Annotated in this window: 16 protein-coding genes; 9 read left to right on the top strand and 7 right to left on the bottom strand. The window is 64.8% G+C overall.

Going from position 1 to position 25,511, the window contains the following annotated elements:
- Window positions 1-271: 271 nt before the first annotated feature.
- From ACE191_RS20955 to ACE191_RS20935, 5 genes are all read right to left on the bottom strand, one after another.
- On the bottom strand, window positions 272-1,552 hold the full coding sequence (locus tag ACE191_RS20955; protein WP_400194210.1) for a M16 family metallopeptidase: 1,281 nt from the start codon (window positions 1,550-1,552) through the stop codon (window positions 272-274).
- A 6-nt stretch (window positions 1,553-1,558) separates the two neighbouring features.
- A complete protein-coding gene (gene porV, locus ACE191_RS20950) occupies window positions 1,559-2,767 on the bottom strand; it encodes a type IX secretion system outer membrane channel protein PorV (RefSeq protein ID WP_400194209.1) in 1,209 nt (402 codons plus the stop codon).
- A 45-nt stretch (window positions 2,768-2,812) separates the two neighbouring features.
- A complete protein-coding gene (gene porU / locus ACE191_RS20945) occupies window positions 2,813-6,820 on the bottom strand; it encodes a type IX secretion system sortase PorU (protein WP_400194208.1) in 4,008 nt (1,335 codons plus the stop codon).
- 128 nt (window positions 6,821-6,948) lie between these two features.
- Window positions 6,949-7,683: a CDP-alcohol phosphatidyltransferase family protein gene (locus ACE191_RS20940; protein WP_400194207.1), complete on the bottom strand. Its 735-nt coding sequence runs from the start codon at window positions 7,681-7,683 to the stop codon at window positions 6,949-6,951.
- A gap of 71 nt (window positions 7,684-7,754) precedes the next feature.
- Entirely contained in the window at window positions 7,755-8,393 is a 639-nt protein-coding gene (locus ACE191_RS20935) for an MBL fold metallo-hydrolase (RefSeq protein WP_400194206.1), read from the bottom strand.
- Window positions 8,394-8,484: 91 nt separating this feature from the next.
- Between ACE191_RS20935 and ACE191_RS20930 the strand changes: the two genes are divergently transcribed.
- From ACE191_RS20930 to ccsA, 8 genes are all read left to right on the top strand, one after another.
- The gene (locus ACE191_RS20930; RefSeq protein ID WP_400194205.1) at window positions 8,485-9,597 is read left to right on the top strand and encodes an NAD(P)/FAD-dependent oxidoreductase; all 1,113 of its coding nucleotides are present in this window, start codon (window positions 8,485-8,487) and stop codon (window positions 9,595-9,597) included.
- A gap of 30 nt (window positions 9,598-9,627) precedes the next feature.
- On the top strand, window positions 9,628-12,891 hold the full coding sequence (locus ACE191_RS20925) for a hypothetical protein (RefSeq protein WP_400194204.1): 3,264 nt from the start codon (window positions 9,628-9,630) through the stop codon (window positions 12,889-12,891).
- Window positions 12,892-13,025: 134 nt separating this feature from the next.
- Window positions 13,026-14,549 carry a T9SS type A sorting domain-containing protein gene (locus tag ACE191_RS20920; protein ID WP_400194203.1) on the top strand — a complete coding sequence of 508 codons (1,524 nt, stop codon included), beginning with the start codon at window positions 13,026-13,028 and terminating at the stop codon, window positions 14,547-14,549.
- 176 nt (window positions 14,550-14,725) lie between these two features.
- On the top strand, window positions 14,726-15,358 hold the full coding sequence (locus ACE191_RS20915) for a heme exporter protein CcmB (protein WP_400194211.1): 633 nt from the start codon (window positions 14,726-14,728) through the stop codon (window positions 15,356-15,358).
- Between the two features lie 107 nt (window positions 15,359-15,465).
- Window positions 15,466-16,137, top strand: a complete 672-nt coding sequence (locus ACE191_RS20910) for a cytochrome c biogenesis protein (protein WP_400194202.1) — start codon at window positions 15,466-15,468, stop codon at window positions 16,135-16,137.
- Window positions 16,118-16,363 (top strand): CcmD family protein, encoded by a 246-nt coding sequence (locus ACE191_RS20905; RefSeq protein ID WP_400194201.1) that lies wholly within the window; start codon window positions 16,118-16,120, stop codon window positions 16,361-16,363. The genes ACE191_RS20910 and ACE191_RS20905 overlap by 20 nt, the downstream gene beginning before the upstream one ends.
- Window positions 16,364-16,472: 109 nt before the next feature.
- Window positions 16,473-16,898 (top strand): cytochrome c maturation protein CcmE, encoded by a 426-nt coding sequence (locus ACE191_RS20900; protein WP_400194200.1) that lies wholly within the window; start codon window positions 16,473-16,475, stop codon window positions 16,896-16,898.
- A 110-nt stretch (window positions 16,899-17,008) separates the two neighbouring features.
- A complete protein-coding gene (ccsA, locus tag ACE191_RS20895; protein WP_400194199.1) occupies window positions 17,009-19,588 on the top strand; it encodes a cytochrome c biogenesis protein CcsA in 2,580 nt (859 codons plus the stop codon).
- Window positions 19,589-19,701: 113 nt separating this feature from the next.
- On the opposite strand, the gene ACE191_RS20890 is transcribed toward ccsA, so the two are convergent.
- Both ACE191_RS20890 and ACE191_RS20885 read right to left on the bottom strand, forming a co-directional pair.
- Entirely contained in the window at window positions 19,702-21,579 is a 1,878-nt protein-coding gene (locus ACE191_RS20890; RefSeq protein ID WP_400194198.1) for a T9SS type A sorting domain-containing protein, read from the bottom strand.
- Window positions 21,580-21,752: 173 nt separating this feature from the next.
- A complete protein-coding gene (locus ACE191_RS20885; RefSeq protein WP_400194197.1) occupies window positions 21,753-24,455 on the bottom strand; it encodes a T9SS type A sorting domain-containing protein in 2,703 nt (900 codons plus the stop codon).
- Between the two features lie 183 nt (window positions 24,456-24,638).
- On the opposite strand from ACE191_RS20885, the gene ACE191_RS20880 reads away from it, so the two are divergent.
- On the top strand, window positions 24,639-25,472 hold the full coding sequence (locus ACE191_RS20880) for a Rossmann-like and DUF2520 domain-containing protein (protein WP_400194196.1): 834 nt from the start codon (window positions 24,639-24,641) through the stop codon (window positions 25,470-25,472).
- Window positions 25,473-25,511 lie beyond the last annotated feature (39 nt).

Genomic DNA, 25,511 nt, shown 5'->3' with positions numbered 1-25,511 from the left:
CCCCCGCCGGTCCGCCCGACCGCGGGGGGCGTTTCTGCGTTGTAGGCCTTCCTCGTCCACTTATCCCGCCAGCCGGTAATGCTTGGCAGATTAGCAGCCTGGACTTCGGTTCCGATTTCCTATTTAGACCTGTTTCCTATCTGGTCCAACATAAAGTGACTTGGCAAAGATTTGAAGCCTGACGGTACTCGCGGTTTTGTTCAGCAACAGCCGCAAACAAGAAGCCCTGCCCCGTCATTTATGGGGCAGGGCTTCTTATTTGCGGTTCTGATTAACCTTGAGGAGGGCCAGCTATTACTGTACTTAGCGCTTCAGGGCTCAGGTAGGCCTGGGCTAGCCTTTGAAGCTCGGCTGTGGTTACGTGGTTGACCGTGCTCAGATACTGCGTGTAGTAGTCAGCCGGCAGACCCAGCAGCACAGTGTACTTGTACTTGTCGCACTGCTCGAATACGGTGCCAAGCTCGTTTAGGAACTTGCCGGTAATGTAGTTTTTGACCGTGCTCAGCTCGTCCTCGGGAATAAGCTCCTGTTGCAGACGGTTGAGTTCGAGATGAACCTCAGCTACGGCAGCACGGGCATTTTCGGCGTTGACGTCGGAACCGATGACCAGTTGGCTGGCGTGTTCCCGGTGCGCAATGCTGGCGTAGATGCCATAGGTGAACCCCTTGTCTTCCCGGATATTCTTCATCAGGCGGGAGCCAAAGTAGCCTCCCAGCACCTTCACGAGCACCTGCAGGGCGTGGTTGTCGGGGTGAGTGGCGGCGGGCCAGAGCCGACCCAGGCGCAACGTAGCTTGCAGACTGTCTTTAACCGGCACGTAGTCGACCGGCAGCATTGCAGGTTGGGGTTCGGCTTGCTTCACCAGTGCGCCCGGGCCTTCGTCGGACTGCGCAAACAACTGCTCGATGTGGCGGCGGTGCTGATCTTCCACGTGGCCGCAGAGGAACAGTTCGGCTTCGGACAAACAGAAGCCCGCGTGGTAAAAGTCACGGGCCTGCTGGGCTTCGAGGCTGGCAAAGCGCTGCTCGTCGAACTCTATCCCGTACGGGTGAGTAACGCCGAAGAGGTTGCGGGAAAGACGCTCGGCTGCCAGGTAGCTGGTCTTTTGCCGCTCGACGCGAATATTCTGAATAGTGCGCGTTTTGAACTGTTCCACCTCGCCAGCGGGAAAGCTGGCATGGGTAGCCACGTCGTGTATCAGGGGCAATAGCGCCTCAAAGTGCTTGCTGAGGCAATACAGCGTGAGCGTGGTCCGGTCGAAGCCCTGCTCGCACTCCAGCGAAGCGCCATAGAACGCGGCCTCGTCGGCAATCTGCCGGGCGGTACGGGTGCGGGTGCCTTCGAGCAGCGTGCGGGCTACCAGCAACGAAATACCGGGTGTGGGATCATACCAGCGCCCGGCAGGAAATACAATCTGAAAGCGGATGACGGGCTGCGCCGTATTGACCAGGATGTGCAGCCGGGCGCCGTTGGCCAAGGGCACGACTTCGGCGGCCGGCAGGGTAACTTGTTCGATGGAACGCGATGCGGGTGCAACGAGTCGGTTTAGCATGCAGGCTTAGTTGATGGGAACTCCGGCGTCGCCGTCGCTGGGCGCTGCGGATTCCTGGCCGTTGAAGTTGAAGTGCAACGAAACGCGTACCGTGTTGGCCAGGGGATTGTTGCGGGAATTGGGCACCAGGTAAGCTGCGTCGACGCCGAACACTTGGTAACGTAAGCCCAGACCCAGGCTGAGGTATTGCCGGTCGCCCTTCTTGGGGTTCTCGTAGAAATAGCCTACCCGGGCCGATAGCAGGTCGTTGTACCAGTATTCGACCCCTCCCGAGAGGTTGATTTCGCGCAGTTCCTCGCGGAAGCCGCCGGGGGCATCGGCGAAGGAGCCGAAGATGCCGTCGACTACGCCCTTGCGGGCAATTTCTTCGTTTTTAGCTACCACCTCGGGGTCGTTGGGAGCACGGCCGTCGATGTAGTAGGGCGTGGGCACCAGCAGCTTGGTGGCGTCGGCCGTGAGGGTGATTTTGTTGTAGGCATCCAGCTCGCGGGTCACGGCAAAGCCCAGACGCAGGCTGGTGGGCAGAAAATCGGCCTGATCGGCGCGGGTATAGGTAATCTTGTTGCCGATGTTGGTCACGGCCGCCCCCAGCGCCAAGTTGTACTCGCTGGGCCCCAGCGTCAGGCCGGTGTTGTAGTACACGCCCAGGTCAACGGCGGCGGCGTTACCGGGGCGGGTGTCCACGCCGGGGCCGCTCGACACGCTCAAATTGGAGCGAATGTAGCGCGCGGCCACGCCCACCCCGAACTTCTCGCTTAGCTGCTGGCCGTAGGCTACGCTCACGGCGTATTCCTTGGGGTTGAAATTGCCCAGGTCCTCGTTCTTCTCACCCCGGAAATTGATGGTACCCAGGTCGAAGTACATCAGCGAGGCCGAGAGGGCACCGCGCTGCCCAAATTTCTTGTACCCCGAAGCACCGAGCAGACCCATGTCGTCGGTAATGGCGCGCAGCCAGGGCGAGTAGGAGAGGGAGGCCCCCGCCGGCGCGGTCAGAAAGCCCAGCTTGCCCGGGTTATAGAAGGCCGAGTTGGCATCGGGCGAAGTAGCCGCGCCGGTTTCGCCCAGGGCGGCGCCGCGCGAGTCGGGGCTGAGGGTGAGAACGGGTACGGCGGTGGTGATGGTGTTGGGAGACTGTTGGGCCTGGGCAGCCAGGGCGGCTGCCAGCACCAGGGCCGGAGTCAGGACGCGGCGCACAGTCGTCGGGGTAGGGGTCATAGAGAGCAGAAAAATGCGGAATGTCAGCGGTAAAATACCCGGCGCCTAGTTCAGGAGCACGAGCTTCTCAAATTTACTGGCCTGCGAGCCGTCGGCCGTGCGCACGCTCACCCGGTACACGTACACCCCGCGCGCCAGCTGGTCGCGGAATTCGTCGCGGCCGTCCCACTCCACGTCCTTCACGTGCGATTCACTAACCGGCAGCGAGGCGTTGAGGGTGCGCACCAGCTTGCCCGACACGGTGAAGATCTGCACCTGCACGTCGAGCGGCGAGCCGGCGCGGTTGTGGTCGAAGTGGAAGGTAGTGCGGTTGGCGAAGGGGTTGGGGTAGTTCAGCACGTGGTCCAGGGCGAGCTTGTCGGTTTTGGCCACGATGAACTCCACGGTGCGCTCCGACGAGTTGTTGTAGGTATCCCAGGCCTTCACCTTCAGCGAGTGGGGGCCGGTTTCCAGGTTCTTGAACAGGTAGTTGACCCGGCCGCTGGTGAAGCCGCTTACGTCGGCGGTGTAGTACTCGTTCAGGACCGTGAGCTTGCTGGGGTCGTTGTCGAGCACCGCCGTCAGCTCGTGGCCAATGCCGGTGCCGGCCGTGTTGATGCCGCTCGCGTCACTGAGCTTGGCCAGCAGGGTGGTGTTGGGCGCCGTCAGGCCGCCGAATACGAACGACTCGGTGTCCATGGCCAGCCGGATGTCGGGCGGAATGGTATCGAGCGCGGCGGTGGCGCTGGCGCCGCCGATGGTCACGTTACCGTGCGCGCCGTGGGCATCGATGTTGCGGGCGGGGTCGGCGGCGTACAGGCTGATTTTGCCCAGACCGAACTTGTAGTTGATGTCCTTGGGCACCACGAATTCAACCTGGAACTTGCCGTTGTCGACGCGCGCCTGCCCGTCGAACACCACGTCCTTCTGTACCTGCACCGACATGGGCGGCGTCTGCTGGTCGCCCAGGGTGCGGATGCTGCTGGGTTTTTCGTACACGGTCACCTGCACCGTGCCGTTGAAAGTCGTGGACAAAGCACCGCCTAGGTCGGTTACATCGCCTTCGAGCTTGACGCGCTGCAGGGCCCGAATGGTGTCGGGCGCGGCGGGCGTAAGCGGCCGGCCGTTGATGGTACGCACCTGGGCCGAGAGCTGCGGAAACGCTAGGCGCATCGACGGGTCACCCAGCAGCGTGAAGTTACGGTTGGCCACGTCGGTGCCATCCTCGTTTTTACCGAACACCACCGCGTCGCCGAGGCGGTTCCACTGGCCCGTGGCGGCGTTGCGCTTAAACAAGGATCGGTAGAACGGATTCGCCAGGGCCTGATTGGTGAAGGCATCGACGATGCGCGTGGTCGTAAACAGGCCCACTACCCCGCCGGGCGTGTCGGTCAGAATCTGTTCCCCGGCCGAGTTGAACGCCGGGTCGTCGTACCAGGCAAAGTCGCAGGTGCCGGTAAACATAAAGGTGAGCTTCTGCCGGTTTTGCAGCTGCAGCACGCTGGCATTGGTCAGCAGTTGCTCGTCGGCCCAGCCGCGCGGGCCGCCGTGGCCGGCATAGCCCACCAGCACCGAGCCCTGCTCAATGGCCGCGTCCAGGGCGGCATTGGCGTCGGGAGAACGTTGCCCGCCCGAGGTGGGCAGCTGGGGAAACAGGTCGAGGTAAACCTTATTGCTGTTGAAAGCAGGAGCCGCGCTGGTCGTTACGTTCACGGCATCCTCCGAGTGGTCGATGTGCAGATTGCTCCTTTGCTCGTCGTCGGCCACGAAGGTCACGCGGTTGCGCCACTTGCCCTGGGCCGTGGGCTTGTCGTAGTCGATAAGCTTTTGCACAACGGTGCGGGCCTGCTCGGCCGAGCCGGGCTGATTGCGGGGGTAGCGCGCGGGCAGGCGCCCGATGGCTGCGTCCATGAAAAAGCTGGTGGGAGTGGCCGTATCGGGCCATTCGCCTTCGGCGTCATCCAGGAACCCAAAGTAGTCGTCGGAGCAGTAGGAAATTCCCGGGGCACTGTAGCGCGGCGAGATGCGGGCGAAGGATTCGCGGGACTCGTAGGTGGGTACGAAGTTCTGGTTCTCGCTGTCCTTCACCTGCCGATCCTTCCACCAGCCGGGTATCCGGTTGGGGTCGGTCGAGTTGCTGGGGTCGGCCTTGTAGTCGTACGATGCATCGCCCAGCAGCACCACGTACAGGTCGTTGCCGCGGTCGTAGAGCATCTTGAGGAAGTCGCGGATGGCGGTGATGTCCTGCCCGCCCGAACTGAACTCGTTGTAAATCTGATTGGTAGTCACCACGATGGGTTTGAGGCCATCGTGCTGACGGCGGTGCTCCTTGAGTTTTTCCGCCTCGGCGCGAAATGCCGGGTGGGTCACGATAACCAGGTCTACCGGGTCGATGCCCAGGGCGTGCAGGTTCTGGTTGCCCACGCGGCCGAAGCTCAGCGGCGCGTCGAAGTTGCCGCTGCCAAAGGCCACGTACTCGCGCACCGAGTCGGTGCGGGCCACGAAGCTGCCGCCGTTCAACGCCACCACCTGCGGCCGGCGCGGGTTGGTCACGTCCCATACCGTCAGGCCACTGGCCGCGTTGCCCAGCTCGAAGGTGCTCACGTTGCCCGCGCCGAGGTTTTCGAGGGAGCGGAAGCTCAGCTGGTTGCTGCCGCTGCTGAGCTGCAGGCGGCGCTGGCCCTGCACTTCCACGTAGTCGAGGTAGCCGACCGCGGCCTGGTCGCCGCGGCTGTCGTAGCGCACGGCCAGGCGCAGGTTGGTCGACGCCGGTGCCGTGGTGGTGTAGGTGCGGACCGAGGTGTTGGCGGCTTCGGGGTAGCAGTTGGAGGAGCCCGGCCAGCCGCAGCTCAGGTTTACCACCCGCTGGGAGCCCAGCGCGGCGCCGTTGAGGGTGAGGGCGAAGTCCGTGCTTTGGTCGATGGTGTCGCCCGGGATGGTATACGACCAGAAGCGGGTGGGGACTTTGGTAGCGGCCAGGGAGGTGGTCACGCGCAGGGGCGTGCCCGGCACCAGGTCGGGCACGGTGAAGCTGACTTCGCGCTGGGTGCCGTTGTTGAAGGATTGGCCCAGCCACTGCCGGCCCGAGCGCAGCAGGTTTACCAGGTCCAGCTCGTAAAACTGCCGCTCCCACGACTGGCGGATGGTGGCCGTGGGCGTGCCCGTCACGTCGGCGCGGGGGGCCACGCGCAGGCCCGGCGTCTGACCCACCGTCAGGAAGTAGTAAGCGGTGTCGGCGTACAAATTCAGCACGTGGCGGAAGCCGGTGGGCGTGGTGCCCTTGGGTTCCCAGGTGTGCGGGCCGCGGCCGTAAAACAGGAAGTATTCGTTGGCGTCGAGCACATTGTCGTTGTTGCCCACGAACAGCAGGTGGTTCTGGGGCAGGTCGTCGGGGCGGGCGGCGCTGTTGGCCTGGGGCAGCATGCCCCCGGCGTTGCCGTAGAGCTGCAGGAAGCGCGGGTCGAGCGACTGCACCGGCAAACCCAGCGACGAGAGGAAGCTGCGGTCGAGCTTGTAGATACCGCTGCCGTCGTGGCCGCCCTGCACGTGGCCGGCAATGCCCACCTTAAACCACTCGCCCTGGCGCAGCACCGAGTTGGTGGCGTAGGTGCGCCGGCGGCCGCGGTTGGCCAGCTCGTCGGTACCGGTGGTGTAGGTATAGCCGAAGGCGGTAAGCTTTTCGGGCTGGCCCGACTGGCCGTTGCGGCGCAGGGGAACCAGGGTCACCAGCGTTACGGGGCGGCGCTTTTCGTAGCCGTGGCGCAGCACCAGCTTGGGCGCGGCGCCCAGCTCGGGCACGTCGAAGGCCTTGGCTTCGGCGCCGGCGAAGGCCTCGTAGCTGGGAGCGGCCAGCTGCACGCTGGTGACGTAGCCGTCGAGGCGGAAGGTGAGGTAGGGCAGGCGGCCTTCGGGCTCGAACTTGGCCTCGGCAAACGTGGGCACCTGCACCTCACCCTTGCGCAGGCGGAGCGTGGTCTGGCCCTGCCAGCCGATGGTTTTGCGCGCCCCGGGCAGCTGGGCCCAGGTATCGGTGGCCAGCAGCGTGAGCAGCAGCAGCAACGTAGAAAAGCGCATAGCGGTGTGGTTCAAGCAGCTAAGGTTACGCAGTGGCGGATGTGTTTCCGAACAACCGTTGGGCCCAGCCCGGTTCATTTGGCGCGGCGTCCTTACAACTGTTCAGCCGGCGAAATATTGTAGCCCCGCTATCCAGCCGCCGGCCGCAGCACCGACAGCAGCACGTAGAGCAGGATAATCAGCGGCACGGCCGCTGCCTGCAGCAGCAGCAGCAAGCCCGCCGACAAGCCTAAAAACACGAAACGCAGCGAATTGTCTTGCCAGGTGAAGTTTTTGAATTTCAGGGCAAACAGCGGCAGCTCGGCCACCAGCAGCCCCGACATCAGAAAGGTGAGGCCCAGCAGCACCCAGGGGTTCAGAATCAGGCTGCCGACCCCGAACTGGTCGTGGTTGAGAATGACCGGCAGCGCGGCAATGAGCATGGTGTTGGCCGGCGTGGGCACCCCAATAAAGGAGTCGGACTGGCGGGTGTCGTTGTTGAACTTGGCCAGGCGCAGGGCCGAGAAGATGCTGACGGTGAAGGCCAAGTAGGCCAGCGAATCGGGCAGGCCGGCCGCCGGCAAGGCGTATTGCAGCAGCTTGAAGAGAATGGCCCCCGGCACTACGCCGAAGGAAACCATGTCGGCCAGCGAGTCCAGGTCCTTGCCGATGGGCGACGACACGCGCAGGGCCCGCGCCACCAGCCCGTCGAAGAAGTCGGCCACGGCGGCAATGCCAATGAGAAAAGCGGCCTGCACCAGCACGCCCCACGGCAGGGTCTGCGTAGCAACCGGCGCGAGGTCGAAGTCCAGGATCAGGGTCAGGGCCACGCAGCCGCAGAGCAGGTTCAGGCAGGTCAGCGCGTTGGGAAGGTGTCGTTTCAAAGGAGCTTGGGGGCTGGGGAGCTTGGACTCTGGCCGAAGGACGACCAGGACCCAGAGCCCCCGGGTTCCAACTATTTCAGGAAAGGGTTCGACGCCCGCTCGGCGCCTACGGTCGTGGCCGGCCCGTGGCCCGGGTACACGGTCGTGTCGTCGGGCAAGGTCAGCAGCTGCTCCCGAATGCTGCGAATCAGCGTGGCGTAGTCGCCGCCGGGCAGGTCGGTGCGGCCGATGCTGCCCTGAAACAGCACGTCGCCGCCGATGACCACCTGCGTGGGGGCGTGGTAGAACACCACGTGGCCGGGCGCGTGACCGGGGGCCAAGCGCACTGCCAGCTCGGTCTCGCCGAAGCGCAGCGGCTCGCCCGGCGTCAGAAAGCCGGTGGGCTCGGCGGGGGAGTAGTGCGGAAAGCCGTAGGAGGGAGCGTAGGCCGGCACGGCGCGCAGCGTGGCCAGGTCGGCCTCGTGAATCAGGAAGGGCGTGCCCGGCCAGGTGTCGAGCACGAACTGGTTGCCGAACACGTGGTCGATGTGGCAGTGCGTGTTCAGCAGCAGCGCCACGCGCAGCTGGCGGGCCTCGATGAATTGCTGGAGGGCCTGCTGCTCGGCCCGCTCGTAGCAGCCCGGGTCGACGATGGCGCAGGCGCCGGTGGCGTCGTGCAGCAGGTAGGTGTTTTCGGAAAAGGCGTTGAACGTAAAGCCCGAAACGGTCATGCAGTAGTGAAAAGGCCCGCCGGGACGGGCGGGCGGATAACGGGAGGGTAAGTTACGCAATCAGCCCCGGAAAGTGCGTATTTTGCCCGGAATGGAAACTCCCGCGCCGCCAGCCGAAGTAGATTACCTGATTGTGGGCCACGGCCTGGCCGGCGCCGCCCTGGCCTGGGAGCTGCGCCGGCGCGGCCGCCGCGTGCTGGTGCTCGATGCACCCCGGCCCGACTCGGCCTCGCGGGTAGCCGCCGGCCTCATCAATCCCGTGGCCGGTAAGCGCTTCGCCCTCTCGTGGCGCATTGCCGAGCTGCTGCCCGCGGCCCGCGCTTTCTACCGGAGCCTGGAGCAGGAGCTGGCCCGGCCGCTGCTGCACGAGATGCCCATCCGCAAGCTGTTTTCCTCGGTGCGCGAGCAGAACGACGTGCTGGCCCGCTCGGCCGACGGGCGCTGGGGCGACTACGTGGCCGACCCCGCCCTGCCCCTGCCCGCGCTGCCCCACATCCGGGAGCCCTTCGGCGGGCTGGAGCTGCGCCAGGGCGGCTGGGTCGACACCACCGCCCTGCTCGACGGGCTGACCGCCGACGGCCGGCAAAACGGCTGGCTGTGGCCCGAAACTTTTGCCCCCGAACAGCTTGTTGCCGATGCAGCCGGAGCCCGCTACGCCGGCCGCGTGCGCGCCCGCCGCGTGGTGTTCTGCGAAGGCGCCGCGGTGGTGCGTAACCCGTGGTTTGGCTGGCTGCCCGTAACTCCTAACCAAGGCGAAGTGCTCGACGTGGACGCTCCTGCGCTACCCTCCAGCCACGTGCTCAACCGCGGGGCCTACGTGGTGCCGCTGGGCCACGGACGGCTGCGCGTGGGCGCCACCTACCGCTGGCCGCCCTTCGCCGAGGGCTGCACCGCCGAGGCCCGGGAGGAACTGAGCAGCCGCCTGCGCGAGCTGACCGATGCGCCCTTCGTGGTGACTGGGCAGCGGGCGGGCGTGCGGCCGGCGGTGCGCGACCGGAAACCCCTGCTGGGCGTGCACCCGCAGTGGCCCGCCCTGGCGGTATTCAACGGGCTGGGCTCCAAAGGCGTGCTGCTGGCTCCCGGGCTGGCGGCGCAGCTGGCCGAGGCGCTCGAAACCGGCGCCGAGCTGTGGCCGGAAGTCAATATTCTACGTTATCAGACGTTGTATTCCGTTGCCGCTCCGGCCACCCTTACCGCGTCCTGATTTTTCCTTCGTTTCTGCCCCGTTGGCTATATGAAGCATTTCTTCTTTTCTTCTGAACTGCCGGTGCGGTGCCGGGGCGCGGTGCTGGCCCTGGCCTTGCTGCTGGGTTGGCCCCTGGGCGCCGCGGCGCAGTCGGCCCAGGAAAACTTCGGGCGAGTGCGCCTGCAGTACAAGGATTTCGACTGGCAACTGCTGAGCACGCAGAACTTCACCGTGTACTACTACTCGGGCGGCGAGCTGGCGGCCCGGCGGGCGGCCGAGTACGCCGAAACCGAACTGCAGCGCATCACCGCGCTCATCGGCTACTACCCGTACTCGAAAACCACCCTGATACTCTACAACTCGGTGGGCGACCTGCGCCAGAGCAACGTGGGCCTCGACGCCGACAAGTACGGCACCGGCGGCGAAACCTCGCTGCTGCGCATGACCAAGGTGCAACTGGCCTTCAGTGGCGAGCAAACTCAGTTCAAGCGTGATTTAAGCTACCAGATTACCCGGGTGCTGCTCAACGACATGATGTACGGCGGCTCGCTCAAGGAAGTCATTCAGAGCAGCTACCTGCTGCAGCTGCCCGATTGGTTTGTGATGGGCGCCGCGGCCTACGCGGCCGAGGGCTGGAGCGTGGAAATGGACGACTACATGCGCGACATGACGCAGAAAGTCGACAAGGACCGCGCAGCCCAGTTTTTCCTGCGCAACCCCCAGCTGGCGGGTCAGAGCCTGTGGAACTACATTGCCGAGCGCTACGGCTACACCAGCATTCAGAACATTCTGAACCTGACGCGCATCACCCGCGACGTGGAAACCGGCATCAGTTCGTCGTTGAACGTGCCCTATAAGGTGTTTCTTAAGGATTGGCTGGCGTACTACCGCCAGTTGAACGGCCAGCCCGAAACGGCCTACGTGCTGCCCGACGAGCAGCACCAGCTCATGAGCCGCAACCGCCGCGGCCTGCGCTACTCCGAGCCCGTTATCAGCCCCAACGGCCGCCTGCTGGCCTACACCGAAAACGACCGCGGCCGCTACCGCGTGGTGGTGACCAATGCCGACGGCAGCGGCGGCCGGCATACCGTGCACGGCGGCGGCTACAAAACCCCCGACCAGCAGGTCGAGCTGGAGCTGCCCGTGCTGGCCTGGCGCAACAACAGCCAGCTGGCCGTGGCCGAGGAAAGCCGCGGCAAGCTCAACCTGCGCCTGCGCCCCGCCGACGGCGGCGCGGCCGGGGTGTTTGCCCGTCTGCGCGAGGCCCTGCCCTTCGGCCGCAGCCAGGGCTCGGCATTGTTCAACAGCTTCAGCCAGGTGCTCGACCTGAGCTACTCGGCCGACGGCAAGGCCTTGGCCTTTACCGGCGTGCGCAACGGCCAGGCCGACATCTACGTGCTGCGCGCCGGCAGCCGCCAGCCCGAGCGACTGACCAACGATTTGTTCGACGACGTGCAGCCGGTGTTTCTGCCCGACGGCCAGACCCTGGTGTTCAGCTCCAACCGCTGGCTCGACTCGACCGGCACGGCCAAGGGCGGCTTCAACGCGGTGGTGAACAACTACGACCTGTTTGCCTACCACCTCGACGGCCGCGCCAAGCCCATTGAGCAATTGGTAGCTACCATCTCCAACGAAACCAGGCCCCGGGTGGTGTCGCAGGACGAGGTGCTGTACCTGAGCGAGGAAAGCGGGGTGCGCAGCATCTTCCGCTACAACCTGCGCACCCGGGAGCGGAGCGCGGCCAGCGCCTTCCTTAACAACCTCAAGAGCTTCGACTACAACGCTACCACCGGTGCGCTGGGCTTCGTGGCCGCCGACCGCGCCCGGGAGTTTGTGTACGCCTACCCCAAGTACGAGCTGCCCACCAACCTGAAGCTGGCCAAAACGGCGCGGCAGGAAATTCTGGAAGACCGCTCGGCCGCCCAGACCCGCGCCGCGCAGCGCCCCGCTCAAACGGCGGCCGGCACGGGCCCGGGCACCGGCAATGCCCCCGCGCAAAGCCAGCAGCCGGCCGCCAAGCCCCCGCTGCGCAACCCGGCCGTGGACGTGAGCGACTACCAGTTCGAGGAAGACGTGCCCAAGCCGCGGCCCCGCCGGGCAGCCACCACTGCCGTGGCCCGGCCGGCCGCCGCCCCCGAGCTGGGTATAACTGGTCCGCAGCGCTACGACACCCGCTTCAGCCTCGACAACGTGGTGTCGTCGGTGCACGCCGACCCGCTGCTGGGCATCGGGCTGATCGGGCAGGTGAACATGTCGGACCTATTTGAAGACCAGCGCATCCGGGCCGGTATCTTCGCCCTCACCGACCTGCGCACTAACCGCATCTTCGGCGAGTACACCAACCTGAAGCGCCGCTACGACTGGAGCCTGCGCCTGGAAAAGCAGAGCTACTTCTGGTCGGAAGACAACAAGGAGCTGCGCTTCAGCCGCCTGGAAGTGACGCCTGGCGTGGCCTACCCGCTGACCCACAACCTGAGCGTGCGCGCCAATGCCCGCTTCGTGAACACGGCGGTGCTGGCCATTACCGACCTCTCGGAGGTCAACGACCGGGAGCGGAAGTACCTGGGCGGCAGCGCCGAAATGGTGTTCGACAACGCCATTGCCACCGGCGTTAACATGCTCGAGGGCACCCGCATGAAGGTGGGCATGATGAAGCTCAACGGCGTGGGCAACAGCAACGACGACTTCGGCAAGATTTACGTGGATTTGCGCCACTACCAGAAGGTATACCGGCAGATCGTGTGGGCCAACCGTGCCAGCTACGGCCACTTCTTCGGGCCCTCGGCCAAAACCTTCCGCCTCGGCGGCATGGACAACTGGCTGAACTACGACTACCAGAACTTCGACCAGGTGAAGTTTAACCGGCCCGATAACGACCCGGCCGACATCTTCTACCAGCAGTTCGTGACCAACCTGCGCGGCTTCGATTACAACCAGCGCAGCGGGCCCAAATACGTGCTGCTGAACTCGGAGCTGCGCGTACCCATCATTCAGGTCCTCTCGCGCAAGCCCATTTACTCGGGCTTCTTCCGCAACCTGCAGCTCACGGCCTTCGGCGATATGGGCACGGCCTACTCGGGCTCCAACCCCTTCAACGAAAACAACTCCTTCAACACCCAGATCCGGCCCAGCAACGGCAATGCCTTCTCGGCCACGGTGGTCAACTTCCGCAACCCCATGCTGCTGGGCTACGGCTTTGGGGCCCGCACCACGCTGCTGGGCTTTTACGGCAAGCTCGACGTGGCCTGGGGGCAGGAAGACTACGTGGAGCGCGGCCCCAAATTCTACTTCACGCTCGGGTATGACTTCTAAGTTTGAGGCCCACCCGCAAAAGATTTAGGCATCGACCAGGCTCCGTTTCGGCGGAGCCTTGTTTTTTTGCGGGGCCGATGCAGCTTCGCCGCTGGCCCGGTGCCCCTTGCTTTCACCTTTTTTCCGCCCGTCCCATGAAAAAACTCCTACTGCTCGTGTTGCTGACGCTGCCGGGGCTGCTGCCCCGGGCCCAGGCGCAGTTTCAGACGCCCGGTACCGGCCGGAGCTACACCTGGGCCCAGCTGGCCGCCGCCGCGGGCAGCTACATCACCGCCGCGGGTACCGAATGGCAGCTCAACGACACCATTCGCCTGTCGGCCACCGACACGCTGCGCATCAACACCAACGAAACCATTCGCGTGGCCGCGCTGGCGCTGTTTTACATCGACGGTACCCTGCTGATCAATCCCGCCGACTCGGTGAAGTTTACGGCCCTGAACCCGGCCACGCCCTGGCACTCGCTCACCTTCTCCAATACCGCCGGCGCTTCACGCCTGAACAAAACGGTGGTGGAGTACAGCGCTGGCATCCGGTTGCTGGGCGCCAGCGCCGAGCTGCGCAACTGCGTGCTGCGGCGCAATGTGGCCACGCTCAACGGCCGACTCATCGGCAGCGGCACGCTCAGCGTTTCGCTGGGCGCCCGCCCGCTGATTGAGGGCTGCCGCTTCGAGCGCAACGCCCGTTCGGCCATCAGCTCGCCGGCCAACGGCGGCTCGTCGCCCATCATCCGCAACAGTGAGTTCCTACTCAACAATGTTGAAAATGGCAACTACCCGCAAATCAACCTGGGCCCCGGCGCCGCGGGCGTGCCCATCCTTATTGAAGGCTGCCGCATCGAGGGCAGCGTGGCCGGCAACATGGGCGGCGGCATTGGCTTGTCGAACCTGCTGGGCGGCGGGGGCGTGACCCGGGCGGAGGTGCGCGGCAACCTCATCCGCAACAACCGCTACGGCATTACGGTGACGGGCGTGAACTACAACAGCTATATCACCGGCAACGCCATTCTCAACAACAACACCAACCCCAACGCCAACACCGGCGGCAGCGGCATCAACTTCACCGGCAACAGCCAGACCGGCGTGGTGTCGCGCAACCTGATCAGCGGCAACCTCTGGGGCGTAACGGTGCTCAAGTCGGGCACCGGCCCCACCGGCTTGCTCATCAGCTTCGGCGACCTAAACAGCGGCGACACCACCAACGTGGGCTTGAACCGCCTGGTCGGCAACGGCAACGGCGGCGTGGTGTACGACTTCTACAACAACGCCCCCGACGACCTGAAAGCGGAAAACAATGACTGGGGTACCACGGACTTGGCCGACATCGAAGCCCACATCGCGCACAAGCCCGACAACGCCGCCCTGGGCTTCGTGGATTACCTGCCCTTCCGTCAGCCCCTGGCCAGCCGCGTTGCCCGCGCCATGGTGGCCGAGCTCTACCCCAATCCGGCCCGTGAGCAGGCGACGCTGCGCCTGCCCGCCGCCGGCGCCGTGACGCTCAGCCTGCACGACGCCACCGGCCGCTTGGTGCGCCGCCGTAGCGCCGTAGCGGCCGCCGACGGCCGGGTGGTAGTGTCCCTGCAAGGTTTGAAAGCGGGTTTGTACCTGTACCAGGCCGAGCAGAACGGCCGGCTGGCCACCGGCCGCCTGCTGGTGGAATAGGCCGCGGACAGCTCGCCTGATGCAGCCTGAACAGCGGGCCGGCTCCTCTCCGTGAGGGGCCGGCCCGCTGACATATTCGGGGGGGTATGCCCCGCTTCCGGCCCGCGGGTTGTATCTTTGCCGTCCCGTTCACCCACCGACCGGCCGTGCAGCTGTTACGCGAGATTTGGTATCTGATGCAGAAGGACTTCCGCCTGGAATGGCGGCAGCGCGCGGCCCTCAACGGCATGCTGCTCTACGTGGGCAGCACCGTCTTCGTGTGTTACCTGAGTTTTGTGCGCGGCGGGGTGCTGCCCGCCCCGGCCTGGAACGCCCTGCTGTGGATCATCCTGCTGTTTTCGGCCGTGAATGCCGTGGCCAAGAGCTTTCTGCAGGAAAGCCGGGGGCGCCTGCTTTACTACTACTCGCTGGTGCGGCCCGAAGCCGTGATTCTGGCCAAGATTGCCTACAACGCCGTGCTGCTGCTGGGTTTGGGCCTGGTAGCTTTCGGGGCCTACTCGCTGGTGCTGGGCAACCCCGTGCAGCAGCCCGGGCGCTTCACGCTGGTGGTGTGTTTGGGCGCGCTGGGCTTCGCTTCCTCGCTCACGCTCATCTCCGGCATTGCCGCCAAAGCCCAGAACAGCAACACGCTGATGCCGGTGCTGGGCTTCCCGGTAGTTATTCCCATCCTGCTGCAGCTCATCAAAGCCGCCAAAAACGCCCTCGACGGCCTCGACGCCAGCGCCGAGCCCTTGTACATGCTGCTGGGCCTGAACCTGCTGGTGGTGGCCGTGTCTTACCTGCTCTACCCTTTTCTGTGGCGAACGTGATTGGGCAGAGCTTAGAGCAGAGAGCCAAGAACGTAGCTTCCGGGCACTTTGCACCAACTGTTTCAGCAGCGGCGGCCCAAGTTCTCAGTTCTAACTTCTAACATCTCATGGCTAAGAATTGGTGGAAAGTGCTGGCGGTGGCGCTGCTGCTCTACACGACCGTTGTGGGGCTGCTGGGGCCGGTGCCGCGCCTGCCCATCCTCAACGAGACGATCCGCAACCTGTACTTCCACGTGCCCATGTGGTTTGGGATGACCATCATCCTGACCGCCTCGGCCATCAACTCGGCACGCTACCTCTACAAGCCCTCGGTGCGCCTCGACGTGCTGGCCTACGAGTCGGCCAACACGGGCGTGCTGATGGCGGTGCTGGGCCTGGCCACCGGCAGCCTGTGGGCGCGCTACACCTGGGGCGCCTGGTGGACCTCGGACCCGCGCCTGAACGGGGCGGCCATTGCGGTGCTCATCTACGGCGCCTACCTGGTGCTGCGCTCCTCCATCACCGACGAGCAGCAGAGCGCCCGCATCGGGGCGGTGTACAACATCTTCGCCTACTGCGCGGCCATTCCGCTGCTGTTTGTGCTGCCCCGCCTCACCGACTCGCTGCACCCCGGCGCCGGCGGCAACCCCGGCTTCAATCAGTACGACCTCGACAACAACATGCGCTGGGTGTTCTACCCCGCCATCATTGGCTGGACGCTGCTTGGCGTCTGGATTACGCAGGTAGCCGTGCGGCTGACCTTCGTCAAACACAAGCTGTATGAAAAACAACTGGCTTAATCAACTCTGCCGCCGCGGCCTGGGGCTGCTGGCGGCCCTGCTGCTGCCGGTGCTGGGGGCCCTGGCCCAGCAGCCCGCCGGCCCCGAAATGGCCGACCAGCTGCGTCAAAGCGGCAAGATCTACGTGGTGGTGGGCGTCATCCTGGTCGTGCTGCTGGGCGTGGTGGCCTACCTCGTGGCCATCGACCGCAAAGTGAGCCGCCTCGAGCGGGAGCTGCGCGACTAACAAAAATCATTTCCCAGCGGCGGATTTTTTCCGCCCTTTGCGGTTGTTTCAACGGGCTGACTGCCGAGTGGTCGGCCCCCATTTCCGGCTGATTCTGCCTTAAGTCATCATGAAAAAAACGCATTTACTGGCCCTCGTCGTCATTGCCATTGCCATCAGCATTGTCATGGCCACCGCCGGCGACGCCTCGGTGTACGTCTCGTTCCAGGAAGCCAAAGAGCTGGCAGCCGACGGCGACCTGCGCAAGGTGCACGTGGTGGGCCGCCTGCCCCACGACGCGCAGAAAAACCCCGTGGGCCTGCAGTACAACCCCACCCTCGACCCAAACTACTTCTCCTTCACGCTGGTCGATACCAACCGCGTGGCCCAGCAGGTGGTGTACTTCAACCCCAAGCCCCAGGACTTCGAGAAGTCCGAGCAGGTGGTCATCACCGGCAACATGCGCAACGACGTGTTCGTGGCCGACAAAATCCTGCTCAAGTGCCCGTCGAAGTACGTGGAAAACGAGGTGAAGGGAGCCACGGCGGCGCGCTAATGCCGGATTCTGAGGGCTGAGAGCTGAATTTCCCTGCGTGGCAGGCTGGTTCAGAGCCACCGCCACTTGGAAGTTCGGAGTTCAACATTCAGAACCACAGAAGAGACGACATGAGCATTGGTGATTGGGGACATTTAAGCGTCATCGTGGCCTTCGCGGCGGCGGTGGTTTCGACGCTGGGGTATTTCATGGCCGCCCGCGGCCGCAAGCTGGGGGAGCCCGACGAATCGTGGCTGCGCATCGGCCGCGGCGCGTTCGTGGTGCACGGCCTGGCCGTGCTGGGCGTTATCGTGGCGCTGTTCGGCATTATCCACGGCCACCGCTACGAGTACTACTACGCCTGGTCGCACTCCAGCAACCACCTGCCGGTGCACTACATGATTTCCTGCTTCTGGGAAGGGCAGGAGGGCTCGTTCCTGCTCTGGATTTTCTGGCACGTGGTGCTGGGCGCCTTCATCATGCGCGGGGCCAAACAGTGGGAAGCCCCGGTCATGAGCGTGTTTGCCTTCGTGCAGCTGTTTCTGGTGTCGATGATTCTGGGCGTGATGGTGGGCAGCCTGAAAGTGGGCTCGTCGCCGTTTATCCTGATGAAGGAGTTCATGCCCGACCTGCCGGTATACAAGCTCAACCCCGACTGGGTGCCCCAGGACGGCAACGGCCTGAACGCGCTGCTGCAGAACTACTGGATGGTGATTCACCCGCCCACGCTGTTCCTGGGCTTTGCGCTTACGCTGGTGCCCTTCGCCTACGCCATTGCCGGCCTCTGGAAGGGCGAGCTGACCAAGTGGGTGCAGCCGGCCCTGCGCTGGAGCCTGTGGGGCGGCGCCGTGCTGGGCATCGGTACCATGATGGGTGCCTACTGGGCCTACGAAACTCTGAACTTCGGCGGCTACTGGAACTGGGACCCGGTTGAAAACGCGGTGTACATCCCGTGGCTGGTGCTGGTGGCCGGGCTGCACGCGCTGGTGCTCTGGCAGCGCGGCCGCACCGGCCTGCGCACGGCCTACGCCCTGGTGGTAGCCACCTTCCTGCTGGTGCTCTACGCCACCTTCCTTACCCGCTCGGGCGTGCTGGGCAACGCTTCGGTGCACTCGTTCACCGACCTGGGCCTCTCGGGCCAGCTGCTGCTCTACCTGCTGGCGTTCCTGGTGCTGAGCATTGCCATGCTGGCCTGGCGCTGGCGGCAGATTCCGGTTACCGACAAGGAGCTGACCATGTACCATCCCGAGCTGTGGGTGTTCATCGGGGCCACGGTGCTGTGCCTGGGCGCCTTCCAGGTGTTCGTAACCACCAGCATTCCGGTCTACAACGCCTTGATCGGCTTCTTCGGGGTGAAAAGCAACCTTGCCCTGCCCGCCGACCAGATTGCCCACTACACCAAGATTCAGCTGTGGATGGGCGTGTTCATTGCTCTGCTTTCGGGCGTGGCCCAGCTGATGTGGTGGCAGAAAAACGACAAGGAAAGCCTGAGCAACACCCTGGCCATTCCCGGCATTCTGACCTTGCTGCTGGCCAGCCTGATCATTCTGCTGGTGCGCAACAACGGCCTGCAGGTGCCCCTGCCCTACATTGCCCTGCTCACCACCGGCCTGTTTGGGGTGCTGGCCAACGCGGCCATGCTGCTGCAGCTGCTGCGGCGCCGGGTGCGCCTCTCGGGCGGCGCCGTGTCGCACATCGGGGTAGCCTTGATGCTGCTGGGCATCTTGGCGTCGGCGGGCTACTCCAACATCATTTCGCGCAACACCTCGGGCCTGCTGTACTCGCGGGAGTTCCCCGACGAGCTGAACCGCGACAACGTGCTGCTGTGGCGCAACCAGGCCGCACAGATGGGCCCTTATAAGCTCACCTACACCGGCCAGTTCTACGACGTGCCCGGCGTGCCCGGCTACGTCAACAAGGAACTGCTCTTCCGCACCGCCGACGAGTACAAGGCCCTGGCCCGCGCCGACATCAAGCAGGAAGACGGCAAAACCTACTACAAGGCCGGCGACACGCTCGAAATCCGCCCCGAAGACACCTACTACCGCGTCGAGTACAACGACACCACCTCGGGCCGCGAGTTCGTGCTGTACCCGCGGGCCCAGGTCAACCAGGAAATGGGCGGGCTGCTGGCCTCGCCCGACGTGAAGCTGTTCTGGGACCACGACATCTACTCCCACGTGTCGTCGGTGCCCGACCCGAGCAAGGAAAAGGACTGGAGCGAGATGCAGGAGCAGGCCGTGAGTCTGGGCGATACGCTGATTCTGAACGACTACATTGCCGTATTCAAGGGCGCCGAGCCGGCCAAAAACCTAGCCGGGCTGGGTTTGAGCAAGGACGACATTGCCGTGCAGGCCGACGTTATCGTGTCGGGTGAAAACGGCAAGCAGTACCACGTGCACCCCATTTTCGTGGTGAAAAACGGCCTGGTGGGCCGCGTACCCGACGAAGTGGAGGCCCTGGGTTTGCGCATTACCTTCAACAACCTCGACCCGGCCACCGGTAAGTTTACCTTCGGTGTGAGCACCACCCAGAAAGACTACATCATCCTGAAGGCCATGGAAAAGCCCTTCATCAACCTGCTCTGGAGCGGCACTTTGCTGATGACGCTGGGCTTCGGCATGGCCATCTGGCAACGCGGCCGCGCCCCGCAGGCAACTGCCGGCAAGCCGGCGGCCCGTCCGGTCCGCCAGCCGCAGGTCGTGGCTTAAAACCCCCTCGTTTATGTTAAAGGAGCCGCCCCGGCACCTGCTTTACGGCAGCTGTCGGGGCGGCTTCTTGTTAAACGGAGTCAGACGCTCATTGCCCGGCGCGGGCAGTGGGTCTAGCGTTGCACGCTGATGGTGCGCACCGTGTACTGACCGTGTTCGTCGCTCAGGCACACGTGGTATACGCCGGCGGCCAGGCCCGCTACGTTGAGGCGGGTGGTGGGCTGATTGCCGGTAACCGTGCGCAGCACCGGCTGGCCAAGCATGTTGGTGACCGTAACCTGCAGGGGCTTGGGGCCGGCGACCAGGGCCCGCAGCTCCAGGGTCAGCTCGTCGCGCACGGGGTTGGGGTACAGGCTCAGGGCGTGGTCGAGGGCTGCCGAGCGGGTGGCGGCAACGACGCGGAACTCGGCCTCGATGAGGCGGCGGCCGGCCGTGCTGCCGCGGCGGTTGGCCAGGCCCGGGGCCTCAAAGCGGTAGTACACCGTATCGGGGCGCACCGGGGCTTCGGGCTGCACGGCCACGGGGAAGTAGCTGCCCGTGCCGCCCGTCAGAGTGGTTTGCGCCAGGCCCGGGTAGAAATCGGTGTTGGCGGCCACCGGCACGGGGTTGGTCAGCGCGAAGGTCTTGGCCTGCCCCAGATCGGCGGCCTGAATCACGTAGTCGGCCGAGCGGCCGGCCACGTTGCCCTGGGCGTCGAGCACCACGCCGTACACGGTGCGGCCCACCGAGGCGTTATCGGTGCCCAGCGTGACGCGCACGTTCTCCACGGTGCGGGCCTGGCCGATGCGGTGCAGGTTGACCACGAAGCCCTGGTTGGACAGCGAGCGGACGCTGCTGCTGGGGGCCGCGGCATCGGCGTAGCCCAGGCGGTTGCTGGTCACGTCCTGGTCGGCCGACTGGCTGTTGTTGCCGGCGGTGGCGTCGGCGGGCACCGTGACGGTGAGCGTGGTGCTGCCCACGTTGGCGGGCGTGTAGCCGGCAAAGCGCACTACGGCCGAGGCGCCCACGGCCAGTGAGGCAATAGTCTGGGTGTTGCTGAAGGCGTTGGCGCCGGTAACCGAGAGCGTAACGGGCAGGTTGGTGAGCGGGTCGGTGCCCACGTTGCTCACGCGCGCTACCACCCCGTGGGGCCCACCGAAACCGGCGGGCAAACTGCCCAGGGTGTACACCTGGGTAACGGCCGCGTCGAGAATGGGCGTAGCGGTGCCGGGCGTAAAGCGGAAAGTGCGGCCCGGGTCGGCCAGAGTAGTCAGGTCGTAGTCGAAGGTTTGCAGGAAAGGGTCGGGGTAGTCGGTGTTGAGGAACGTGGCCGCCGCCCAGGTATCGGCCTGCGCCTTGGTCACGGCCACGACCTGCCCCGTGTTGCTGCCCGAGCCTTTCAGCCCCAGCGCGTAGGCGTAAGCCAGCTCGGTGCCCCCGGTACCGGGTGTCGCCGAGCCGTACACGAACTCGACCAGGTTGCTGGTTTCATAGAGCTTTACCTGAAAGGCAAAGTCGGTGAACTGCTCGGGCGTGGCGTACTCGGTCATGTCGCGCCATTCGATGGTGCACACGCGGTTGGGGGCCGTGCCCGTGGTCTGCACCCAGAAGCTACCATTGGTGCCCACCAGGTCGTTGTTGAAGGGCAGCAGCATGTTCACATCGGCCGGATCGGAGCTGCTCAGGAAGTTGTCCAGCTCGCTGCTGGGCGGAGCCGTGCCCAGCTTCAGGGCACCGTTGGTGTTCAGTACAAAGTCGGTAAACGACTGACCGTTGAAGCCGAACGAAAACCCGATGGGTTGCGCCGCGGAGTTGTCGTCGTCCACATCGCCCACGGCAATGGCGGCGGCGCCCGCTCCCAGCGGCGTGAAACTGCCGGCGAGGTTGGTGGCGGTGGCCGGGGTGTAGTTCAGGGCCTGCCCGTGGGCGCCGAGGGCCCCGGCCGTCAGCAGCAGGGTGAGCAGGGCCGCCGGGGAGCGTAGCCAGGAGGGCGCGAGGTAGATTTCTGCCATAATAGCCAAGGGTAAAGTGGACGAGGATGAACCAACCAGCCGGGTAGGGTGGCTGGTCAATATGGAAAAATTATGCCGCCATAGTACCAGGAGGTATCGATAAAAAAAATCGGGCGGCCCGCAGTGCAGGCCGCCCGATGGCAGAAGCTGGAACCGGCAGGCCGGCCCGAAGCTTACTTCTGGATGCTGATGGTGCGGATCATGTACTCAGCGCCGTTCGACACGCGCAGCTGGTACATGCCGTTGGCCAGCTGGCCCAGGTTTACTTTGCTGGTACCGTTGTCGCGTACCGAGGTGGTGAACACCTGCTGGCCGAGCATGTTGGTAACCACTACTTCCAGGCCGTTTTTGGCGTTGGCGTTGGTCACCTGCACGGTCATCTCACCCTGCGAGGGGTTCGGGTACACGGCTACGGCGCGGGCCAGGGCGTCGGAAGCCGACGTCACTACCTGATCAACTTGGATGTCGTCCACGTACATGTTGAACTGGTCAGCCGGGCTGATGGCGTGGAAACCGAGGTGGATGAAGCCGTTGGCAGTCGGCGTAATCACGGCTACTGCCGGGGTGCTGGTGCCATTGGCCGTTACGTAAGCCGTGGCGTTGGCAATGTTCGGGTTGGTGAACAGCGTGTTGGTCATGGCTGCTACCGTGGCAGCGTTGCCGTACTTCACTTCCAGGCCCTCGGTGTAGTCGGGGTCGGTCTTGCGGTACTTGAAGCTCAGCTGGTAGCGGAAGCCGGCGCGGGTGAAGATCTGGGGCGTGAAGAACCAGTCATCGGCCGCGTTGGGGGTGCTGTAGTTGTAGCGGATGGAGTTGGTGCCCGTGCCGGGGAAAGCCGCTACTACCTGCCAGGTCGAAGCGTCGCCGTTGGCGTTTACCACCGTGTAGCCGCAGGGCAGGGTGCCGGGGGCAATGCCTTCAAAGCTTTCCGTGTAGGGGAAGGTGTTGATGATGGGCGGGGTGCACTGGGTGGTGAAGCTGAACGGACCAGCCAGTACGCTTTGGTCGGTAGCACCGCAGTTGGCGCGGATGTACACCTGGTAGGTGGTCGAAGCCGCCAGGCCGGTGATGGTGGCCGGCGAGGTCGTCGGGTTCGGGGTCAGCGTGGTGCCGCCGGTGGCGGGGTTGAAGCCGGTCGGACCGTAGATGATGGTGTAGCTGGTGCCGTTGGCCGGACCGGTGAAGCTAACCGTAGCGGCCGTAGCCGAGGTAGCCGCGGCGGTAACGGCGGTGGGGGGAGCACAGGTAGCCGGGGCGCCGGTTACCACCTCAATCATGAGGCGGCCCAGGTTGTTGGTCGAAACGTCGGTGGGGTTGCCACCAGCCAGCGGAATGCTGAAGAACGCGTCGGGACGGGTCGGCGTCTCCTCCTGGCTGCCTACGGGGAAGTAGCCGGTGGTGGTGTTGGCCGTCTGGGCAATGCCGCCGAAGAAGCTGCCAGCCGGAATGTTTACCGGCGTGGTGAAGGTAAAGGTCTTGGTGGTGCCGATGTCACCGGCGGTTACCACGTAGTCGGCGGTGCGGCCCAGAATGGCGCCGCTGGCGTCGCAGACTACGCCGTACACGGTGTTACCCACCGTGCGGGTGTCTTCGAGGCGGGCGGCTACAGCCGTTACCGTGCGCGGGGCGTTGGTGGTGTGCTTCACCGTCAGCAGGCCCGAGCCCGTGTTAAAGCCCACGCTGCTGGCGCTGCCTACCGAGGCATCGTAGTGAGCGAAGGTCGTGGCCTGCACCTGCTGCGCGTAGGCGCGGGTGTTGTTGCTGGCCACGTCGTCGTTGCCCAGCGTCACGGTCACGTTGTTGGTGCCGTTGTTGGTAGGCGTAAACTGATCAAAGGTTACCACGGCCGAAGCGCCCACGGCCAGCGACGTAATCGTCTTGGTGTTGGTGTAGGTGTTGGCGCCGGCTACGGCGGCCGTTACCTGCACGTTGCTCATGGCACCGGTGCCCACGTTGCGCACCACGGCCTGCATTACGTGCGGCGTGGCGATGGGAATGGGCAGCTTGCCCAGGGTGTACACGGCCAGTACGGCGGCGTCGTTGGCGGCCGAAGGCGAGAAGCGGTAGGTGCGGCCGGCGTCAGGACGCACGGTCGAGCGGATGTTGTGGCCGTTGCCGGTGTAGAGGCCCGCCACAAACGAAGCCAGGTCCCAGGTCTGGGTCGAGCCTTTGGTAACGGCGATGAGCTGGGTGGCCGAGCTGCCCGAGCCCTTGAGGCCCACGGCAACCGTTTTGAAGGCATCGGCGGCGCTACCGGCGGTAGCCGTGCCGTACACGAACTCGATGACGCCGGTGGTTTCGTACAGTTTTACCTGGAACGAGATGTTGGCGTACTGCTTGCCTACTACCGTCGTACCGTTGGAGCGGGCCTTGTCGCTCACGTTGCTCCACTGGATGGTGGTTACCCGGTTGGGCGCCGTGCCGGTGGTGTTGTAGCGGTATTCTGTCGGCGACGAGCCTGCTTCCAGATCTTCGTTGAAGGGCAGAATCAAGTTGGTTTCCGCCGAGGTCAGCGGGCCGGCAGCGTTACCGGCGGCCTGCGACGTGGCCTGGAAGTAAGGCGCGGCCGGGGCACCGCCCAGCTTGATGTAGCCGTTGGTGTTCAGCACGAAATCGGTGAACACCTGGCCGTTGTAGTTGAACTGGAAGCCAATGGGCGTAAGAGCCGAGTTGGCGTCGTCGGTGTTGGCGGTCGGAATAACCGTGCCCGTGCTGCCCAGGCTGTTAAACGCCGTAACCGTGTTTTGGGCCCCGAACAGGCTGTAGTTGAGGTTTTGGCCCTGAGCCGCAGTGGCCCCAACCGCCAACAAAGCGGCCAGCGCCAGCTGCCGCCAGCGGAGGGTGGAGGTGCGCCCCGTTGTGTAGGAGTTTGTCATGTAAGAGGAAAAAAATGAAGGTGGAAAAGCTGGGTAAAGCGGGTACCGTCCAGTTAGCTGAGCCGGGCCCGACTATTTCGCGAGTACAAGGTGCACATTTTTTTCAGGAAAAAAACGCGTCACCGCAATCTGAAAAACCGCTGTAATTTGCTGCCGGGGCCCCTAAGCGCCCCCGAATACGGTATGGCAGACACTTCCGGGGGCTTGCGCGTGGTCTTGCTAGGCGCCGGTCGGGTCGCCTCGCAGCTGGCCGTGGCCGTGGTACGGGCGGGGCATCAACTGGTTGCCGTATGGAGTCGCTCGGCGGCCAGCGCGCAGGTCGTGGCCGGCCCGGCCGGCGCCCGCGCCCTCAGCGGCCCGGCCCCCGATCTGCGGCCCGTAGCGGCCGAGGTGTACCTGCTCTGCGTGCCCGACGACGCGGCCGCCGGGGTGCTGGCCGCCGCCACGTTTGCCCCGGGTGCCCTGGTGGCCCACACCTCGGGTACGCTGCCGCTGGCCTTGTTCGCGGCTCATCCCACCATCCGGGGCGGGGTGTTCTATCCCCTGCAGACGTTCAGCCCCGGCCGGGCCCTCGACTGGCGCCAGCTGCCGCTGTGCCTGGAAGCGGCCGATGCGCCGGGGCAGGCCATGCTCGAACGGCTGGCCAGCTCGCTCAGCGGGCGGGTGCTGACGGTGAGCACTGCCGAGCGCCAGCAGCTGCACGTAGCGGCCGTGTTTGCCTGCAACTTCACCAACCACCTGCTGGGCATTGCCGACGCGCTGCTGGCCCAGGCCGGGCTGCCGGCCGACCTGCTCACGCCCCTGGTGCGCGAAACCGTGGACAAAGCCCTCGAGCAGCCCCCGTTTGCGGTGCAGACCGGCCCGGCCATCCGCCACGACGAAGCCACGCTGGCGGCGCACCGCCAGGCCTTGGCGACGCACCCCGCCTGGCAGGATTTATACGAGCGCCTGACGGCCAGCATCCAGCAGCAGGCGGTTTCGGGCGGCGCTTTGGCGGCCGGCGGGCCAAACATCTGAGCCGGCTCGGGCTTTATGCAGCGGGGTGCGTACCTTTGC

The organism is Hymenobacter sp. B81, assembly GCF_044628455.1.
GTDB lineage: Bacteria > Bacteroidota > Bacteroidia > Cytophagales > Hymenobacteraceae > Solirubrum.
The sequence above is the reverse complement of the archived record's forward strand: the minus strand, read 5'-3'. Positions and strand labels throughout refer to the sequence as shown.

Bases quoted from the DNA above. Each gene is read 5' to 3' on its own strand.
- ACE191_RS20910 (WP_400194202.1), top strand. From the start codon at position 15,466: ATGGCTAAGAATTGGTGGAAAGTGCTGGCGGTGGCGCTGCTGCTCTAC.
- ACE191_RS20915 (WP_400194211.1), top strand. From the start codon at position 14,726: ATGCAGAAGGACTTCCGCCTGGAATGGCGGCAGCGCGCGGCCCTCAAC.
- ACE191_RS20905 (WP_400194201.1), top strand. From the start codon at position 16,118: ATGAAAAACAACTGGCTTAATCAACTCTGCCGCCGCGGCCTGGGGCTG.
- porU (WP_400194208.1), bottom strand. From the start codon at position 6,820: ATGCGCTTTTCTACGTTGCTGCTGCTGCTCACGCTGCTGGCCACCGAT.
- ACE191_RS20930 (WP_400194205.1), top strand. From the start codon at position 8,485: ATGGAAACTCCCGCGCCGCCAGCCGAAGTAGATTACCTGATTGTGGGC.
- ACE191_RS20885 (WP_400194197.1), bottom strand. From the start codon at position 24,455: ATGACAAACTCCTACACAACGGGGCGCACCTCCACCCTCCGCTGGCGG.
- ACE191_RS20890 (WP_400194198.1), bottom strand. From the start codon at position 21,579: ATGGCAGAAATCTACCTCGCGCCCTCCTGGCTACGCTCCCCGGCGGCC.
- ACE191_RS20920 (WP_400194203.1), top strand. From the start codon at position 13,026: ATGAAAAAACTCCTACTGCTCGTGTTGCTGACGCTGCCGGGGCTGCTG.
- ACE191_RS20925 (WP_400194204.1), top strand. From the start codon at position 9,628: ATGAAGCATTTCTTCTTTTCTTCTGAACTGCCGGTGCGGTGCCGGGGC.
- ACE191_RS20880 (WP_400194196.1), top strand. From the start codon at position 24,639: ATGGCAGACACTTCCGGGGGCTTGCGCGTGGTCTTGCTAGGCGCCGGT.
- porV (WP_400194209.1), bottom strand. From the start codon at position 2,767: ATGACCCCTACCCCGACGACTGTGCGCCGCGTCCTGACTCCGGCCCTG.
- ACE191_RS20900 (WP_400194200.1), top strand. From the start codon at position 16,473: ATGAAAAAAACGCATTTACTGGCCCTCGTCGTCATTGCCATTGCCATC.
- ccsA (WP_400194199.1), top strand. From the start codon at position 17,009: ATGAGCATTGGTGATTGGGGACATTTAAGCGTCATCGTGGCCTTCGCG.
- ACE191_RS20955 (WP_400194210.1), bottom strand. From the start codon at position 1,552: ATGCTAAACCGACTCGTTGCACCCGCATCGCGTTCCATCGAACAAGTT.
- ACE191_RS20935 (WP_400194206.1), bottom strand. From the start codon at position 8,393: ATGACCGTTTCGGGCTTTACGTTCAACGCCTTTTCCGAAAACACCTAC.